This is a genomic window from Hydrogenophaga sp., from assembly GCF_050250835.1.
Taxonomy (GTDB): Bacteria; Pseudomonadota; Gammaproteobacteria; order Burkholderiales; family Burkholderiaceae_C; genus Hydrogenophaga.
In genome coordinates, this window is sequence record NZ_JBFWNX010000001.1 from 623077 (window position 1) to 639077 (window position 16001).

At 66.6% G+C, this 16001-nt stretch carries 18 protein-coding genes; 2 read left to right on the top strand and 16 right to left on the bottom strand.

The features are described 5' to 3' along the window. Positions 1-15: 15 nt before the first annotated feature. Positions 16-486, top strand: coding sequence for a hypothetical protein (locus AB7F11_RS02995; protein WP_428289216.1), 471 nt, complete (start codon positions 16-18; stop codon positions 484-486). A gap of 7 nt (positions 487-493) precedes the next feature. Here AB7F11_RS02995 and AB7F11_RS03000 read toward each other — a convergent pair whose 3' ends face one another. Both AB7F11_RS03000 and AB7F11_RS03005 read right to left on the bottom strand, forming a co-directional pair. Beyond that, the gene (locus tag AB7F11_RS03000) at positions 494-961 is read right to left on the bottom strand and encodes a DUF3237 domain-containing protein (protein ID WP_428289215.1); all 468 of its coding nucleotides are present in this window, start codon (positions 959-961) and stop codon (positions 494-496) included. Between the two features lie 18 nt (positions 962-979). Beyond that, positions 980-1978, bottom strand: a complete 999-nt coding sequence (locus tag AB7F11_RS03005) for a Bug family tripartite tricarboxylate transporter substrate binding protein (protein ID WP_428289214.1) — start codon at positions 1976-1978, stop codon at positions 980-982. A gap of 109 nt (positions 1979-2087) precedes the next feature. Here AB7F11_RS03005 and AB7F11_RS03010 point away from each other — a divergent pair, with 109 nt between their 5' ends. After that, complete coding sequence (locus tag AB7F11_RS03010) at positions 2088-2396, top strand: hypothetical protein (RefSeq protein WP_428289213.1); 309 nt, start codon at positions 2088-2090, stop codon at positions 2394-2396. A 20-nt stretch (positions 2397-2416) separates the two neighbouring features. On the opposite strand, the gene AB7F11_RS03015 is transcribed toward AB7F11_RS03010, so the two are convergent. The 14 genes from AB7F11_RS03015 to atzF all read right to left on the bottom strand — a co-directional run bounded on the left by AB7F11_RS03015 (position 2417) and on the right by atzF (position 15946). Then, on the bottom strand, positions 2417-3148 hold the full coding sequence (locus tag AB7F11_RS03015) for a GntR family transcriptional regulator (RefSeq protein ID WP_428289212.1): 732 nt from the start codon (positions 3146-3148) through the stop codon (positions 2417-2419). A gap of 14 nt (positions 3149-3162) precedes the next feature. After that, complete coding sequence (locus AB7F11_RS03020; protein WP_428289211.1) at positions 3163-3828, bottom strand: cysteine hydrolase family protein; 666 nt, start codon at positions 3826-3828, stop codon at positions 3163-3165. A 1-nt stretch (position 3829) separates the two neighbouring features. Beyond that, positions 3830-5404, bottom strand: a complete 1575-nt coding sequence (locus tag AB7F11_RS03025; RefSeq protein WP_428289210.1) for an ABC transporter ATP-binding protein — start codon at positions 5402-5404, stop codon at positions 3830-3832. Next, entirely contained in the window at positions 5401-6090 is a 690-nt protein-coding gene (gene biuH, locus AB7F11_RS03030; protein WP_428289209.1) for a biuret amidohydrolase, read from the bottom strand. The genes AB7F11_RS03025 and biuH overlap by 4 nt, the downstream gene beginning before the upstream one ends. Positions 6091-6098: 8 nt before the next feature. Continuing rightward, on the bottom strand, positions 6099-7019 hold the full coding sequence (locus tag AB7F11_RS03035; RefSeq protein WP_428299781.1) for an ABC transporter permease: 921 nt from the start codon (positions 7017-7019) through the stop codon (positions 6099-6101). Beyond that, positions 7016-8113, bottom strand: a complete 1098-nt coding sequence (locus AB7F11_RS03040) for an ABC transporter permease (protein ID WP_428289207.1) — start codon at positions 8111-8113, stop codon at positions 7016-7018. Before AB7F11_RS03040 ends, AB7F11_RS03035 begins: the two co-directional genes overlap by 4 nt. Before the next feature lie 255 nt (positions 8114-8368). Then, positions 8369-9475 (bottom strand): BMP family ABC transporter substrate-binding protein, encoded by a 1107-nt coding sequence (locus AB7F11_RS03045; RefSeq protein WP_428289206.1) that lies wholly within the window; start codon positions 9473-9475, stop codon positions 8369-8371. A gap of 49 nt (positions 9476-9524) precedes the next feature. Beyond that, on the bottom strand, positions 9525-9899 hold the full coding sequence (gene hpxZ, locus AB7F11_RS03050; RefSeq protein ID WP_428289279.1) for an oxalurate catabolism protein HpxZ: 375 nt from the start codon (positions 9897-9899) through the stop codon (positions 9525-9527). After that, positions 9899-11293: an AtzE family amidohydrolase gene (locus tag AB7F11_RS03055; RefSeq protein ID WP_428289205.1), complete on the bottom strand. Its 1395-nt coding sequence runs from the start codon at positions 11291-11293 to the stop codon at positions 9899-9901. The genes hpxZ and AB7F11_RS03055 overlap by 1 nt, the downstream gene beginning before the upstream one ends. 1 nt (position 11294) lies before the next feature. Further along, complete coding sequence (locus tag AB7F11_RS03060; protein WP_428289204.1) at positions 11295-11501, bottom strand: AtzG-like protein; 207 nt, start codon at positions 11499-11501, stop codon at positions 11295-11297. After that, positions 11498-12322 (bottom strand): ABC transporter ATP-binding protein, encoded by an 825-nt coding sequence (locus AB7F11_RS03065; protein ID WP_428289203.1) that lies wholly within the window; start codon positions 12320-12322, stop codon positions 11498-11500. Before AB7F11_RS03065 ends, AB7F11_RS03060 begins: the two co-directional genes overlap by 4 nt. After that, positions 12319-13161 (bottom strand): ABC transporter permease, encoded by an 843-nt coding sequence (locus tag AB7F11_RS03070; RefSeq protein WP_428289202.1) that lies wholly within the window; start codon positions 13159-13161, stop codon positions 12319-12321. Before AB7F11_RS03070 ends, AB7F11_RS03065 begins: the two co-directional genes overlap by 4 nt. Before the next feature lie 5 nt (positions 13162-13166). Then, the gene (locus tag AB7F11_RS03075) at positions 13167-14186 is read right to left on the bottom strand and encodes an ABC transporter substrate-binding protein (RefSeq protein ID WP_428289201.1); all 1020 of its coding nucleotides are present in this window, start codon (positions 14184-14186) and stop codon (positions 13167-13169) included. A gap of 44 nt (positions 14187-14230) precedes the next feature. After that, on the bottom strand, positions 14231-15946 hold the full coding sequence (gene atzF / locus AB7F11_RS03080; protein WP_428289200.1) for an allophanate hydrolase: 1716 nt from the start codon (positions 15944-15946) through the stop codon (positions 14231-14233). Between the last annotated feature and the right edge of the window lie 55 nt (positions 15947-16001).

The following is a 16001-nucleotide window of genomic DNA, read 5'->3' on the forward strand; positions in this document are numbered from 1 at the left end:
CCGATAAAGTGCGCCATGGGCCGCATCACCACCCTTCACATTGGCGAGCAGTCGACCCGACTGACCACCAACACCGACCCAGGCATGGACAGCGTGCTCTCGCTCGGGACACACGAACTCGGTGCCGGCCCCTGGCGCAACGAGCCACCGTCGCCGCTGGAGCTCGAGAACGCCATCGCTTTCGCCGAAGACCTGCTGATGCCGCTCATGCGCGCGTTGCCAGCCGGCACGACCCTGGTGACACACGATGCCCACGCCAGGCATCTCGTGGTGGTGGCCAGACCGGGTGAGGATCCCGCGCCACCTTTGCACCTCGCACAGGTCGAACAAGTCTTCAACAGCCTGGTCGCGGTCTCGCTGGGCCGTCCCATTGCCTCCAGCGGCCTGCCCACCCGTGCCGATTTCGCCGCCTACGTGCTGATCCTGCGCGAGCTCATGCACCACCTGGGTTTCGACACGATCACGGTGAAGGAGCCTATCGAGTGAGTCGCCTTTACTCCACGGTGAAGCAGGCAATGTCCACGCGGTCGGGCAACCGCGTGCCACTGCCGATGAACATCCGCTCGTTGATCCAGCCGAGCGCTGCCGAAGCTGTTTCGAACGAGGGTGCACAGCGAAAGTAGACGAGCGCCGGATCCACCCGCTCACCCTTCACCAGCCGAGCCGTGATGTCGGTCGAAGCCACTCGGATCGCGCGGTTGCACACGTAGATCAGATCACCGGCATCGGTCTCGAGCACGTAGCGCGCATCAAGCTGAGCCAAAGTAGGCGTGACGATGGCCTGGAAATCTGCGCCACCGGGCAGCACCCGTGCGGTCCAGCCATCGCCCTGCACCTGGCCACCCAGGATGGGAATGACGCGCCGGTTGCCGGCCGGAGTCTGGCCAATTTCGTGGGCGGTTGCGACCTGAACCGACAGCGTGGCAAAGAAGGAAAGCGAAGGCGCGACAGGATGGGACATGGAAACGGTGCCTCTCTCTCACTCGTTGGCGCGAAAGCCCGTGGCCTTGACGACCTGCGCCCAACGCGCGGTCTCAGCCGCGATGGTGGCGGCGAACTCGTCGCCGCTTTCCTGCGGCACGTCGAATCCCTGGGCTTCCAGCCTGGCCTTGTAGGCCGCATCCGCCTGCGCCTTCACCGTGGCTGCCAGGATCTGGTCAAGCACCGTCCTGGGCGTGGCCGAGGGCGCCACCAGCCCGAACCACACGGTGGAACTGAGCTCCGGGAACCCCAGTTCCGCCAGGCTCGGCACCTGAGGCATGAAATTGGTGCGCACCCTGGACGTCACGGCAATGGCGTTGAGCTTTCCGCTCTGCACGTTCGGCAGGGCGGCCTGCAGCTGCGTGAAGCCCACCAGTACCTGCCCGCCGAGCAGGTCGGCAATCTGCGGCGCGCTGCCCTTGTAGGCCACGTGCACCATGTCGAGCTTGAAGCGCTCGTTGAGCTGGAACCCGAGGAAGTGCGAGGGGGTGCCGGGGCTGAAGGAGGCGTAGTTCACCTTGCCGGGATTGGCCGACACCCACTTCACCAGTTCGGACAGCGTTTTCGCCGGCACGGAGGGATGGGTCACCAGCACCAGCGGGCTTTCGATGCCCTTGGCGATGGGCTTGAAGTCGGCCTGTTTCCAGCGCATGGCGGAATAGACCGACGGGTTGATGGTGAACATGGCCTGCGTGCTGATCCACAGCGTGTGGCCGTCGGCCTGCGCATTCTTCACCTGCTCCGCGCTGAGGTTTCCGTTGGCACCCCTCTTGTTCTCCACCAGAAAGGTACCGCCGGTCTGCCGCGCGAGCTGGTCGGCCAGTGCCCGACCATAGGCGTCAACCGAGCCGCCAGCCGGCGTGCCCACCACCAGCGTGACGGGCTTGGTAGGCCAGGCTTGCGCGCTGGCCATGGTTGTGGCGCAACAGGCCACCAACGCGAGCAGCGTGGCTCGGGCGTTGCGGGAAATGGCCGAGGGTGATGCATCGAGTGTCATGAAAGTGTCTCCTGGGCAAGGGATCAGGGCCTGGGGAGAATCTATGCCGGGAGTGGGTGGTTGACCAATACAACGATCCTCAGGGTATTCACCCAGTGGAGTCGACGCAATGACCGAGCTGTTTCTCTACCGCCTGAGCCGATTGCAGGCGGTGGCCGACATGAAGTTGATCGTGCGAGAGGTGATACCCAGCGACCGTCGACAGGCCAGGGTGTCTCTGACATCGGAGGGCCGCGCACTGTACGAGGAGTTTCTGCCGGTGGTGATCGAGCTCAACCGCCAGCTCCTGCTGGAACTGGAGCCAGAGGAAATTCAACTGCCTGACGGTTTGATGGGCCGCCTGGCGGACCGGGCGCAACGCAACCTGGCGGCGCTGGATCTGCCGAAGATGCCGCGCTCGAAGTCCGGCCGCCGCTAGAAACCGGTTCGCCCTCCGCGTCAGGCCGTCGGCGCCACCTGCTGCGCCATGTAGACCTGGTGCAGCGTGATCTTGCGCACCTCGACCTGGCTGGCCTGGATGTGGGAGCGCAGCAACAGATCGGCGCGGTCGGCCTTGCGGGCGAGGATGGCGCGCAGGATCTTGGCGTGTTCGTCGTAGGTCGCGTCGATGCGCATCTGTTTCAGGAAGTCGAGCCTGCGGATGATGCGGATGCGTTCGGTCACTTCGTGGTGCACACGCGCCAGTTCGGCGTTGCCGGCCGCGCTCACCAGTGTTTCGTGAAAGGCTTCGTCCCATGCCGCCACCTGGGTCGCGTCGCTGCTGCGCTCGGCCACCGGCACCAGCCAGCGCTCTTTCAATTCCAGCAGCAGGGGCTCGGAGGTGGCCACCTCCTGCTGGCACAGGCGCTGCACGGCGGTGGTTTCCAGCACCATGCGCAGGTCGTAGAGCTGGTCGAACTTGTCGAAGTCGAAAGGCAGCACGCGCCAGCCGCTGCGAAACATCACCTCCACCAGGCCTTCTTGCTGCAGGCGGAACAGCGCCTGGCGCACCGGCGTGCGAGACACCTCCAGCCGCGCGCACAGCTCGTGCTCGGAGAAGCGGTCGCCCGGCACCAGGCGGAAGTCGGCAATGTCGCGCTTGAGCTGCTCGTACACCTCGTTGGCGCGTGACGGGTGGACGGTGGCCAGCGTGGCGGTCCCTTGAGCGGGTCGGCGGGTGATTTTGTGCACAGGGAAACTCTATCTCATCGCGGGGTCAGCGCGGCGAGCAACTGTGCACTGGTGGCCGTCCAGCCGATGATGGCGCCCTGGGCGCGCAGCATCTCGACAGCGGCCGCCTTGAAATGGGGGAAGTAGCTCTCGGTGCAGTCCTCCAGCAGCAGGCAGTCGTACCCCCGGTCATTGGCCTCGCGCATGCTGGTCTGCACGCACACCTCGGTGGTCACACCCATGAACAGCAGGTGAGTGATGCCAGCAGCCTGGAGTTGTTCATGCAGGGACGTGGCGTAGAAGGCGCCCTTGCCCGGCTTGTCGAGCAGGATCTCGCCAGCCTGGGGAGCCAGCGCAGGAATGATCTGGTTGCCTGGTTCGCCGGCCACCAGAATGCGGCCCATAGGACCTTCGTCGCCGATGCGCAGCGAGGGGTTGCCACGCAGGCGCTTGGCCGGCGGGCAGTCGGAAAGATCCGCCAGATGCGCCTCACGCGTGTGCACCACCAGGCCGCCGGCGCGGCGCCACGTCGCCAGCACCGCCTGGCAGGCCGGCACGATGGCCTCGAGCAGCGCCACGTCGTTGCCCAGCGTCTCACCAAAGCCGCCGGGCTCGATGAAATCGCGCTGCATGTCGATGATGACCAGCGCGGTGTGCGCGACGTCGAATTCGTAGGGGAAAGGCTGGGCGTCGATGTTCATGTCAATGATGCCCGCCGCCCATGTAGGCGCCCAGGACATGGCGTTCGGCCTTTGCGGCCGGGGTTTCGAAGACGATGCTGCCCTCGCTCATCACCACGATGCGGTCTGCCAGTTCCAGCAACTCGTCCAGGTCCTCGCTGATCAGCAGCACCGCGCCGCCCTGGTTGCGCACGCCACGCAGGCGGGCGTGGATCTCCTTCACCGCTGCGAAGTCCAGGCCAAACACCGGATTGGCCGCGATCAGCACGTTGATGTCGCCATGCAGTTCGCGTGCGAGCACGGCGCGCTGCACGTTGCCACCAGAAAGGCTTCGAATGGGAGCGCCCTCCCCTTGTGTCTTGATGCCGTAACTGGCGATCCACTCGCGCGCGCGGCTTCGCCAGTGACCAAAGCGCAGGCGCCCGCCCACACACAGCGGCGCCTGGTCGAAATCGCGCAGCGCCATGTTCTGAGCCACCGAGAGATCGCCTACGCAGGCGTTGCGCAGGGGCTCCTCGGGCAGGCTGCGCACCTTCAGGCGGTGGTTCTCTTCGCGCCGGGCGGCGTAAGGCTGCCCCTGCACCGTCACCGCGCCCGCCGCGCGCGGGCGCTGGCCCACCAAGGCTTCCACCAGTTCGCGCTGCCCGTTGCCCGAGACCCCGGCAACGCCCAGGATCTCGCCCGCCGCCACCGCCAGACTCAGATCGCGCACGGCCAGCGTGCCTCGGTCGCCCATCACCTCCAGACCCTGCACGTCCAGCGAAGCCGCCGCGCCCTTGGCCGCGGCCGACACCCCCTCGGCCGGGGCAGTGCGCACTGATGTGGCGGCGCTCGATTCGCCCACCATGGCCTGCGCCAGCAACGCCGGGCTGCTGTCGGCCACGGCGCAGTGGTGCACCGCCTGGCCCCGACGCAGCACGGTCACGTCATCGGCGTAGGTCATCACCTCGCGAAACTTGTGCGTGATGATGAGCACGGTGCACAGCCCGCTGCGCGCAAACTGGCGCACATGTCCCAGCACCTCGTCGGCCTCCTGCGGCGTGAGCACCGAGGTCGGCTCGTCCAGGATCAGCAGGCGCGGTTTCAGGTAGAGCTGCTTGAGCAGTTCGAGCTTCTGCTTTTCGCCCGCGGCCAGCTCCTGCGGCCTGGCGTCCAGGTCCAGCCTGAAAGGCGTGGTCTCCAGAAACTGCGCAAGCTCGGCACGCTGGCGCTTCCAGTCGATCATGGCCGGCGTCTTGCCTCCGGCCAGCAGCAGGTTCTCGGCCACCGTCATGCCCGGGGCCAGCGTGAAGTGCTGGTAGACCATGCCAATGCCCAGGCTGCGCGCCACCACCGGGTTGGGAATGCTTTGCTCGCGCCCGTCGATCAGGATGCTGCCGGCGGAGGGGCGCTGAAAGCCCGCCACGCACTTCACCAGCGTGCTCTTGCCCGCACCGTTCTCGCCCAGCAGCGCATGCACCGTGCCGGGCCAAACCTTCATGCTCACCTGATTCAATGCGGTGAAACTGCCAAAGCGCATGCTCATCTCATACGTGTCCAGCGCCAGAGCGCCGGTGGCTGGCGGCAGACCGCCAATGAGGGCGTTTTCCTCGCTCATGCAATGCCTTCCAGGAGGGCGGCAGAGGTGGCGTGCGCGCCGAACACGCCACCCTGCATGGTGATCATCTTCAGAGCGGCTTCGTGGTTGCCCTTGTCGGTGGCGGCGGTGCAGTCCGAGAGCAGCAGGCATTCGAAGCCCCGGTCGTTGGCGTCGCGCATGGTGGTGTGCACGCACACGTCGGTGGTGATGCCGGAGAGGATGAGGTTGGTGATGCCGCGCGTGCGCAGCAGCAACTCCAGGTCGGTGGCATAGAAGGAACCCTTGCCTGGCTTGTCGATGATGGCCTCGCCCGGCAGTGGCGCAAGCTCGGGAATGATCTCCCAGCCCGGCTCGCCGCGCACCAGGATGCGGCCGCACGGTCCGTCGTCACCGATGCCCACGCCCTCGGCGCCGATCTGGCGCGAGCGCCAGCGCTTGTTGGCTGGCAGGTCCGACAGGTCGGACCGGTGGCCTTCGCGCGTGTGAATCAGGTGGTAGCCCGCCGCGCGCATGACGGCCATCAGCGCCTTGAGCGGCGCGATCGGTGCGCGCGTGAGCGAGATGTCGTAGCCCATTTTGTCCACATACCCGCCCACGCCGCAGAAGTCGATCTGCATGTCGATGACGATCAGCGCCGTGTTGTCCGGACGCAAGTCACCGTTGTATGGCCAGGCGTAGGGATGGGCGTCTATGAAGCGTTCCATGGCGCGTGTCATTTGTTGGAGGAGAGTTCCGTGGGGCTGCCGGGCACGATCACGCCTGGCCGGCAGGTGATCACCAGGATCAGCAGCGTGAGCACGTAGGGCACGATGTTGAAGAGGTGGTAACCCCAGCCAATGCCCACCGATTGCAACGCCGGCCCGATGGCGCCTGCACCGCCGAACAGCAGTGCCGCCCCCACGCAGCGCAGAGGGCTCCAGCGCGCGAAAATGACCAGCGCCACCGCAATCAGGCCCTGCCCGCTGGAGATGCCTTCGTTCCAGCTTCCCGGGTAGAACAGGGTGAGCGAGGCGCCCCCCAGGCCAGCGATCAGCCCACCAGCCGCCGTGGCCGCGATACGGATGCCCGAGACCGAATAGCCCAGCGCACGCGTGGCGTGAGCGGAATCGCCCGCCATGCGCACCAGAAGCCCTGCGCGCGTGTTCGCAAACGCCCACCACATTGCGCCCGCCAGCGCCAGGCCGATCGGCAGCAGGGCATTGACCTGCAGGGCCGAGCGCACCGCAGCCGAATCGCTCCAGTTGCCCAAAGGTATCGACGGCAACTGCGGCGCCTGCGGCTGGATCAGCGGTTTGCCAAGGTAGAACGCCAGGCCCAGGCCCAGCAACATGAGTGCGATGCCGGTGGCGATGTCGTTCACGCGCGGCAACGAGCACAGCACGCCATGCAAGGCGGCCAGCAGCGCACCCGAAGCCGCGCCCGCGAGCACGCCGATCCAGGGCGACCCACTCAGGTAGGCGGCACCAAAGGCGGTCATGGCCGAGAGCACCAGCACGCCTTCGAGTCCGAGGTTGATGCGACCCGATTTCTCGGTGAGGCATTCGCCCAGGCTCACGAACAGGAAGGGCACGCCCACCCGCAACGCACCACCGACGATGCCGGCAAGGAAGATCAGCAACTGGTCTGACGTCATGATCGTTTGCCTTCCGTGGGTTCGACCGTGGGCATCACGAGGGGCGCGGGTTCGGACGGCCCGAAGCGGCCCAAGCGTTCGAAAATGGCCTTCCAGTCGCGGTCGCGCAGCGCCTCGCTGGCCAGGATCAGAACGAAGGCGATGCCTTGGAGCAGCAGCACGGAAGCGTCGGGCAGACCCAGGCGACGCTGCAGCAGGCTGCCGGCGGCGCCAAAGCCACCGAAAAGAATGGCCACCGGAATGACCGCCACCGGGTGGTGACGCGCGATGAACGACACCAGGATGCCGGCGTAGCCATAGCCTGCGATCAGCGCTGCGTTGGCACTGGTGTGCACGGCCGCCACCTCGATGGCGCCGGCCAGGCCAGCCGCTGCGCCGCCCAGGGCGCAGGCCAGCAGGACCAGGCGCGTGGCCGGCAGCCCCACGAGCTGCGCAGCGCGCGGGTTGCCGCCCACCACACGCACCGAGAAGCCCGAGGGCGTGACACGCAGCCACAGCCCTGCCAGCAGGCAGACCACCACACCGATCACCAGCCCCCAGTGCACGTCGGAGCCGACCATGCCGCCGATCAGCTGGCCTTCGTCCAGCGCGGGTGTGGACGGCTTGTTCAGGCTGGCGGGGTCGCGCAGCGGTCCTTCGACGATGTGCTTGAAGAGGCCGATGGCCACGTACGCCAGCAAGAGGCTGCTGATGGTTTCGTTGATGCCCCGGTACTGGCGCAACCAGCCCGCCAGCGCGATCCACAGGCCACCCGCCAGCGCGCCCGCCACGCACACTGCCACCGTACCGATCGCGTTGGCGGGCAACGGCAGAGCGTGTGCGAGCGCTGCACAGGCCAGGCCCCCGAGCACCAGCGCGCCTTCACCGCCGATCACGGTGAGCCCGGCGCGCGCGGGTATCGCCACGCAAAGCGCGGTGAGCATCAGCGGTGCGGCGCGCTGCAACGTGTTCTGCCACGAATACCAGTCGCCGAACGCGCCCTTGAACAGCAACACCCACACCTCCACCGGATCGACGCCCGCGAACCAGACGAAGAGCCCGAACAGCAACAGGGCCGCCAGGATGGCACCTATGGGAAGGAAGATGTCGCGCATGGTCACTTGTCCGTTCGAGCCGAGCACCGCACCGTTCGAAGTAGGCTCCCCTCCGTTCGAGGTGGGCTCCCCTCCGTTCGGGCTGAGCTCCCCACCGTTCGAAGTGAGCTCCCCTCCGTTCGGGCTGAGCTCCCCACCGTTCGAGGTGGGCTCCACTCCGTTCGGGCTGAGCTTGTCGAAGCCCTTGCACGTTCCGTGCCGGCACGTCCTTCGAAAGGCTCAGGGCCAACGCCGTTGGCGCATGCGGTGGTCATGTCACACGCTGCCGTTCACGCCTTCCACGAGGTAGTTCATCTTCTCGAGTTCAAGGTCCACCTGCTTGAACACCTTGCCCGCCGGAATCACGGTGGCGCCCTTGTTGTCCTTGAGCGGACCCTTGAAGATGTCAAAACTGCCGGCCATCATCTGCGCCTTGATGCCGTCGGCCTGCTTCTTTGCCGCATCGGTCACCGCGGGACCGTAGGCGGAGGGCTTCACGAAACCGTCCTTGAGACCACCACGCACGAAATTGGGGTGCGGCTTGCCGCTGCGCGCGGCTTCCAGGAAAGTGGTGTAGGCGGTGAGCCAGTTCCACTCGGCACCCGTCAGGTAAGCCTGCGGCGCCAGTCTGGCCTGGCTGGCGTGGTAGCCGCAGACCATCTTGCCGCGCTTGGCAGCGGTCTCCACGATCACTTTGGGGCCGTCCACGTGCATGGTGAACACGTCCACGCCCTGGTCGGCCATGCTGTTGGTGGCTTCGGCTTCTTTCACCGGCATCGACCACTCGCCCGTGAAGATCACGTTGGTGGTGATGCCGGGCTTGACCGAGCGCGCCCCCATGGTGAAGGCGTTGATGTTGCGCAGTACCTGCGGGATCGGCTTGGCGGCGATGAAGCCGATCTTGCCGCTCTTGCTCATGTGCCCGGCGATCACGCCATTGAGGTACTGGCACTCGTCGATGTAGCCGAAGAAGCTCGCGGTGCTCTTCGGGTGTTTGCCCTCGGTCCACATCCCGCCGCAGTGCGCGAAACGCGCGTCGGGAAACTTGCCGGCCACGGCCAGCATGTGGGGATCGAAGTAGCCGAAGGAGGTGGGAAACACGAGCGAAGCGCCGTCCTGCGCGATCATGCCGGTCATGGTGCGCTGCACGGCGGCGGTCTCGGGCACATTCTCTTCTTCCACCACCTTCACGCCCGCCATTTTCTTGAGCTGGGCGGCGGCCTCGGCGTGGGCCTGGTTGTAGCCATAGTCGTCGCGCGGGCCGACGTAGATCACACCGACCGTGATCGGCTTCTGCGCGAAGGCGAGCGGGCTGCTGGCGGCGGCACCGAGCGCAGCCAGGGTCTTGAGGGAATCGCGGCGGTTGGGCATTTGGAAGTTCATGGTGAAAGCTCCAGGACAGGGTGGGGTGGAACGTGGTGGGTGGGAGTGATCAGGACAGATAGCTCACGTGCGCGGCGACCACGCGCCAGCCGTCGGGCGTGAGCATCCAGGTCTGGCTCTGGCGGCCGGCGCGGTCGCTGCCAGCGCGGTGAAATTCCGTGTTGGCGGTGGCGAAGGCGCGGCCATAGGTGGTGATGACGGTGCGCCCCAAGGTGCGCGCCAGGCCTGCCGAAGGGCGCACGGCGCGAAAGGCGCGGATCTCGTCAAAGCCGTAGAGGTTCTCGGTGGCGCCGTAGCGCAGCGTGAGCGGGCTGTTCCAGAACAACTCGTCGAGCACGGCGACGTCGTTGTTGACGAGGGCAACCTCATACCGTTCGAACGCCGCTGTCACCTCGGCCAGCACATCGGGAATGTTGATCTCGATCACAGGGGCGGCTCCTTCACATGCGCCACACCCGACTGCGCCAGTGCCCAGCCGGCTCGCAATGCCAGGTCTTCGCGCCAGGGTGCGGCAATGATCTGCACGCCGATGGGCAGACCTTCGGTGCCCGAGGGCCACAGCGGCGCGGCCACCACCGGGCAGCCGGCGAACGAGATGGGCTGCGTGAGCAGTCCGATGGAAGGCCGGCAGGGAAAGCGCTGGCCGTTGACGTCGATCCATTCGGTGCCGATGGCGGGTGCGGCCACCGGCGTGGCGGGCGCAATCAGCACGTCCCAGTCTCGGAACAGGGCGTTCACCTTGTCGCGGTAGGCGCGGCGAAAACGTTGCGCGCGCACGTACCACGCGGCCGGCTGCAGCGCGCCCGAGATGAAGCGGTCCACCGAAAGCGGCTCGAAGTCGGCGACCTGGGTGCGCAGGCGCTGCAGGTGCAACGCGCCCCCTTCGCTGGCGCTGATGATGAAGGCCGCTGCGCGGGCCTGGGCTGGGTCGGGCCAGGCCACGGTCGCGCTGGCGCCGAGCACGGCCGCAGCGCGCGCCACGGCCTGGCGCGCAGGTGGGCTGGCCAGTTCGTCGAACCAGCCACCCAGACATCCCACCCGCAGGCCTTGCGTGCCCAGGCCGAGCGAACGCGTGACCGGTTGCACGCTGGTGGCAAAACACCCTGGGTCCAGCGGATCGGGGCCCTGCAGCGCGTCGTAGGCCAGGGCCAGGCCTGCCACGTCGTCGGCGAAGGGGCCGAGGTGGTCGATGCTGTTGACGAACGGGTAGGTGCCGCGCCGCGACAGGCGGCCGAAGGTGGGTTTCAGGCCCCACACGCCACAGAAGGAGGAAGGCACACGGATCGAGCCGTTGGTGTCCGACCCCAGCGTGAGCGGCACTTGACCCGCTGCCACGGCAGCACCCGAACCGCCCGACGAACCACCGGCCACATGGCCGAGCCTGTGTGGGTTATGGCAGGCCCCGTAGTGCGTGTTTTCGGTGGTGAAGCCGTAGGCGTACTCGTCCATGTTGAGCGAACCCACCAGCACCGCGCCAGCGGCCTGCAGGCGCTGCACCAGCACCGCGTCGGCGGAGGCGGGCGGATTGCGGCGGTTCACTTTCGATCCAGCCAGCGTGACCTCTCCCTCGATGTCGAACAGGTTCTTCACCGCGAATGGCACACCGGCCAGCGGGCCGAGCGGCTCGCCACGTGCGCGCTGGTCATCCACCCGCATGGCCTGGACGCGTGCCGCCTCGAATCGTTTGCCGGTGAACGCGTTGATGCGTTCGTCGGTGGCTTCAATGCGAGAGATGCACGCCGCCAGCACTTCGGCCGCACTCTGCCGTCCAGAGGCCACCGCCTGCGCGGTCTGGCTGAGATGGGAAGGCATGACCATATCAGCGGGCCTCGGCGACGAAAGGCGCCGGGCAGTAGATCTCGGCCACCTCGTCCTCGTCCTTCAGCGGGAAGGCGTCGAGCAGTTCGGCCATGGCGGCGGTGCGGTGCATGTGCGCTGCCACGCGCGCAGCCTGGGCTGTGTCCAGCTGCAGATCCACCGCGACGGCGGCGGCCTGCACATAGGCCAGGGTCTGTTCTTGTGTCATCGGCGCACCTCGCGCTGGAAGATCTCCAGGCTCAGCTTCTTGGCGTCGATGAAGCTCGCCTCTGACAGTGTGGCCGTGGTGCGCGGGCGCGGGTCGTCGTAGGGCAGGATCTCGGCGACCTTGGTGGGGCGCTTGGTCAGCAGCAGCACCTGGTCGGCCAGGTAAACGGCCTCTTCCAGGTCGTGCGAGACCAGCATCATGGTGGTGCCGGTCTGCATGAACACTTCCTGCAGTTTTTCGCGGATGAACAGCGTCATCTCGAAATCCAGCGCGGAGAAAGGTTCGTCCAGGAACAGCACCTCGGGGTTGGGCGCAAGCGCCCGCATGATGGACGCCGTTTGCTGCTGCCCGCCCGAGAGTTCGTAGGGGTAGCGGTGGAGGTCGAACTTCACGTCGAACGAGGCCACCAGTTCGGCCATGCGCCGGTCCACCTCGGCCTTGCTCTTGCCTTCGAGCTTGAGCGGGTAGGCAATGTTGTCGATGGTGCGCATCCAGGGAAACATCGCTTCGCGGTAGTTCTGGAACACGTAGCCGATCTTGGTGTCCTTGAGGCTCTTGCCATCGAACAGGATCTCGCCACTGTCGATCGGCACCAGACCCGCGATCATGTTGATCAGCGTGCTCTTGCCACAGCCATTGGGACCAAACACCGAGACGATCTTGTGTTTGGGAATGTCGAGGTCGAAGTTTTCGTACAGCGGCCAGCCCGCGAAGTACTTGGTGAGACCCCGTATGGTGATGTGCGTGCCGGCCGGTCCGGGCTGGAAGTCGGGCGCGGGCACGTCGGCGTCGTAGACGGGGGCGTTGAGGACTGCGTTCATCTTCCACTCCAGTGCACGATGCGGCGTTCGACGACGAGGAACAATACGTTGAGCGCATAACCGAGCGCACCGGCGGCAAGGATCGACGCGTACATGTCCTTGACGTTCATCACCTGCTGCGAGTTGATGATGCGGTTGCCCAGGCCGCTGTCGGCGCCGATGAACATCTCGGCCACGATCACGATCACCAGGGCCATGGACACCGCCGAGCGCAGGCCGACGAAGCTGGGTTGCAGGCTCTCCCACACCAGCACGTCCTTGAACACCTGCCAGCGCGTGGCGCCCATCACCTTGGCCGCCATCACGCGCTGCTTGCGCGCATTGATCACGCCGTAAGCGCTGTTGAATACCACGATCAGCAGCGCACCGAAAGCCGCAATGGCAACCTTGTTGATGTCGGAGACGCCGAAGATCATGAGGAACAACGGAATCAATGCCGACGACGGCGTGGAGCGAAAGAAGTCGATCAGAAACTCCACGCTCCGGTAGGCCTTCTCGTTGCTGCCCAGCAGCACCCCCAGCGGCATGCCAACGATGGCCGCGATCAGGAAAGCCTGCACGGTGCGCCAGACAGTGACGGCGAAATCGCCCAGCAGCGGCCCGCCGGCCAGGCCACCCAGCAGCGCGCCCAGTGCGTCGATGGGCGGCGGCAGCAGGATCGCCTTGATGAAGCCTGTGCGCACGGCCAGGTCCCAGATGATGAAGAGCACGACCGGGCCCACGAAGGGCAGGGCCTTGGCCCAGTCGGTCTTCTTCGGCAGCACCGGCGCTGCGTTGGCGGCCGGTGGTGTCCAGGGCTTGCCGGTGGCCTCGGCCGGTGCGGGCGTGGTGGCAGCCATCGCGTTCAGCCCTTGTAGAGCATGGTGTCGACCACCAGGCGCGAGCTGAAGATGCCCTTCTCGCTGAACAGGTCGAAGAACTTCTGGAAATGCGCCACGTCGGCCGGGGTGAACTCGTTGTACATGGTGTACGCGGCCAGCGGCACTTCACCGGTGAGCGCGCCTTCGATGGCGGTGTAACCCTTGAGGTACTGCCGCGCTTCCACCGACTTGGTGCGCACGTAGTTCACGCCCTTGCCGTAGGCCGCCACGAACTTCTTGGCGGCCTCCGGGTTTTTCTTGATGAAGTCAGAGGCCAGCGAGGCGGAGCCGCCGAACCACGGCGCCATGGGGTCGCCGAGCACGTAGCGCGCGATCACGCCGGCCTCCAGCACCTTGGTCGTGCCGTTCATGCGCCCGATGGTTCCTGTGGGTTCCAGCGTGTAGGCACCGTCGATCTGGCCGGCGGCCAGGGCCGCCACGTGCTGGCCGATCGGCAGCTCCACCACGGTGGCGCCCACCGCGCCGCCGCGCTCCAGCACCGTCTTGGCCAGGGTCACGTTCTGGATGCCGGGGCCCGAGGCCACGCGCTTGCCCTTGAGGTCGGCCATCACCTTGGCCGGACTGGCCACCGGCACGATGACTTCGTCGAGCACGTTCTTCACGTTGCTCGGGTTGGAGCAGAAGATCTTGAAGGTGCCCGGCTGGGCGATCTCGCCGATGGCGATGTTGGCTGAGCCGGTGCCGTTGGCGGTGCCATCGGCACGGCCGGAGAGCACCGCTTCCATCACCTGCTGTGCGCCGGCGAATTTCAACGGCTCCACGTCCAGGCCGGCTTCCTTGAAGTAGCCCAGTTCGATGGCCGAGTAGAACGGCAGCCCGGCCGCGATGGGCCAGTAGCCAATGCGGATCTTCGGGCCCGTCTGCGCGCGCAGCACACGCGGTGCGCCCAGGACACCCAGGGCGGCACCGGCGGCACCGACCTGCAACAGGTGGCGGCGTCGGGCATTGACAAGTGAGGGCTGGAGGGCTGGCTGGTGTTTCATGGAGGACTCCTGCAAGGTTGAAGAGAACGGAATGGAATGCCGGTTCAGACGTTGGACACGGATGCGGTCGCGACGGAGGCGACGTAGGCGCGCCAGCCACCCAGGTGGGTGATGTCGCTGGCGCCCTCAAGCGCCAGCGGCTCGCACAGAAAGCCCTGCACCGAGCTGCCATCGCTCAGGGTGAGCGTGCCGATGGAGAGCGGCTGCGGCACCAGGGCGACAAAGCTGCCGTAATGCGCCAGCGGCATCTCCCACACCTCCACCTCGATGCGCGCGCCCTCCCCGTCCGCCACGCGCACCAGGCCCGGCTTGGGCGGTGTGGTGCGAGGCAGTGCGTAAAGGCGGTACTGCGCGGCGGTGTGGGTGCGCGCGGCCAGCGTGGCGCCTCGTTCGGTGAGCTGGGCATTGAGCGGCATGCCCGAGAGGTGTGCACCCACCACCGCCACGCGAACGGTCGGTGCGCTGGACAGCCCCGGTAGGGCTTGCGGGGCCGGCAGCGGCAGGCCCGTCGCGCCCTGCGTGAGGCCGCTGGCGTGGTGAAAGCGCTGACCGAGGTCCGCGAGCTGCCAGTCCGAGCCACAACGGCCAATGAAGGTGATGCCAAAGGGCAGGCCGTCGGGGCGGATGCTGGCCGGCACCGAGAGCGCTGCGTAGTCAAGCAGATTGACGAAGTTCGTGTAGGCGCCCAGTTGGCGGTTGAGCACCACCGGGTCGGCCTGCATGCGCTCGATCGTGTGGTGCGTGGGCGCGGTGGGCACCACCAGCAGGTCGACTCCGCTCCACAGCGCCTGGGCGCGCTGGCCCAGTTCGGCCAGGCGGGTCTGCGCGGCCACCAGGTCGCTGGCGCTGTAGCTCCGCCCCGAAGCAATGATGCTTCGCACCGGCTCGATCACCTCGAGTTCGTGGACATCGAAGAAGTTGCGGATGGCCTCGTGGCGCTGCGCCACCAGTGCGCTGCCATACAACATCTCTGCGCAGGCCGACAGGGGGGCAAAGTCCAGCGCCACGGCTTCCCCACCCATGGATCGCAGTTGCGCGAGCGCTGCGTCGAAGGCCGCGCTGGCCGCCTCGTCGCCAAAGAATTCCAGCACAGCGGGCACGCCAAAGCGGAATCGCGCTCCCAGCGGCTGCGTGGACAGGGCCAAGGTGCGCGAGTACGGATCACCCAGGTCGTGGGCGATGGCGGCCGACAGCACCCGTACCGCACAGGCCACCGTGGTGGCGAAGATGGAAACGCAATCCACCGCCTGCGCCGCCGGCACCACGCCACGCGCGCTGATGAGCCCCCGCGACGGTTTTAGGCCGACGATGTTGTTCAGCCCCGCCGGCACGCGGCCCGATCCGGCGGTGTCGGTGCCGAGCGCAAAGTCCACCTGTCCTGTGGCCACGACGTAAGCCGATCCAGAACTGGAGCCGCCCGACACATACAAGGGGTTGATCGCGTTGGGTACCGCGCCATAGGGTGAGCGCGTCCCGCTCAGGCCGCAGGCAAACTGATCGAGGTTGGTCTTGCCCACCACCGATGCACCAGCTTCGAGCAAACGGTGCACCACGCTGGCGTGGGCTCCGGCCTGGTAGGCAAACGCGGGGCAGGCCGCCGTGGTGGGCCAGCCTGCCACGTCGATGTTGTCCTTCACGGCGAAGCTCAGGCCCGCGAGCGGACCAGTGGACGCCCCGGCCATGCGGCGATCCGGCCGGTGGATCCAGGCCTGCGGCGCCAGCGGTCTCGCCGAGGTCTGGAGGGTTGTTTCTTGCACCATGTTCAAGCATTCCATCTTGGATACAAGATCACATGCAAGATGAATGCCAGGTACC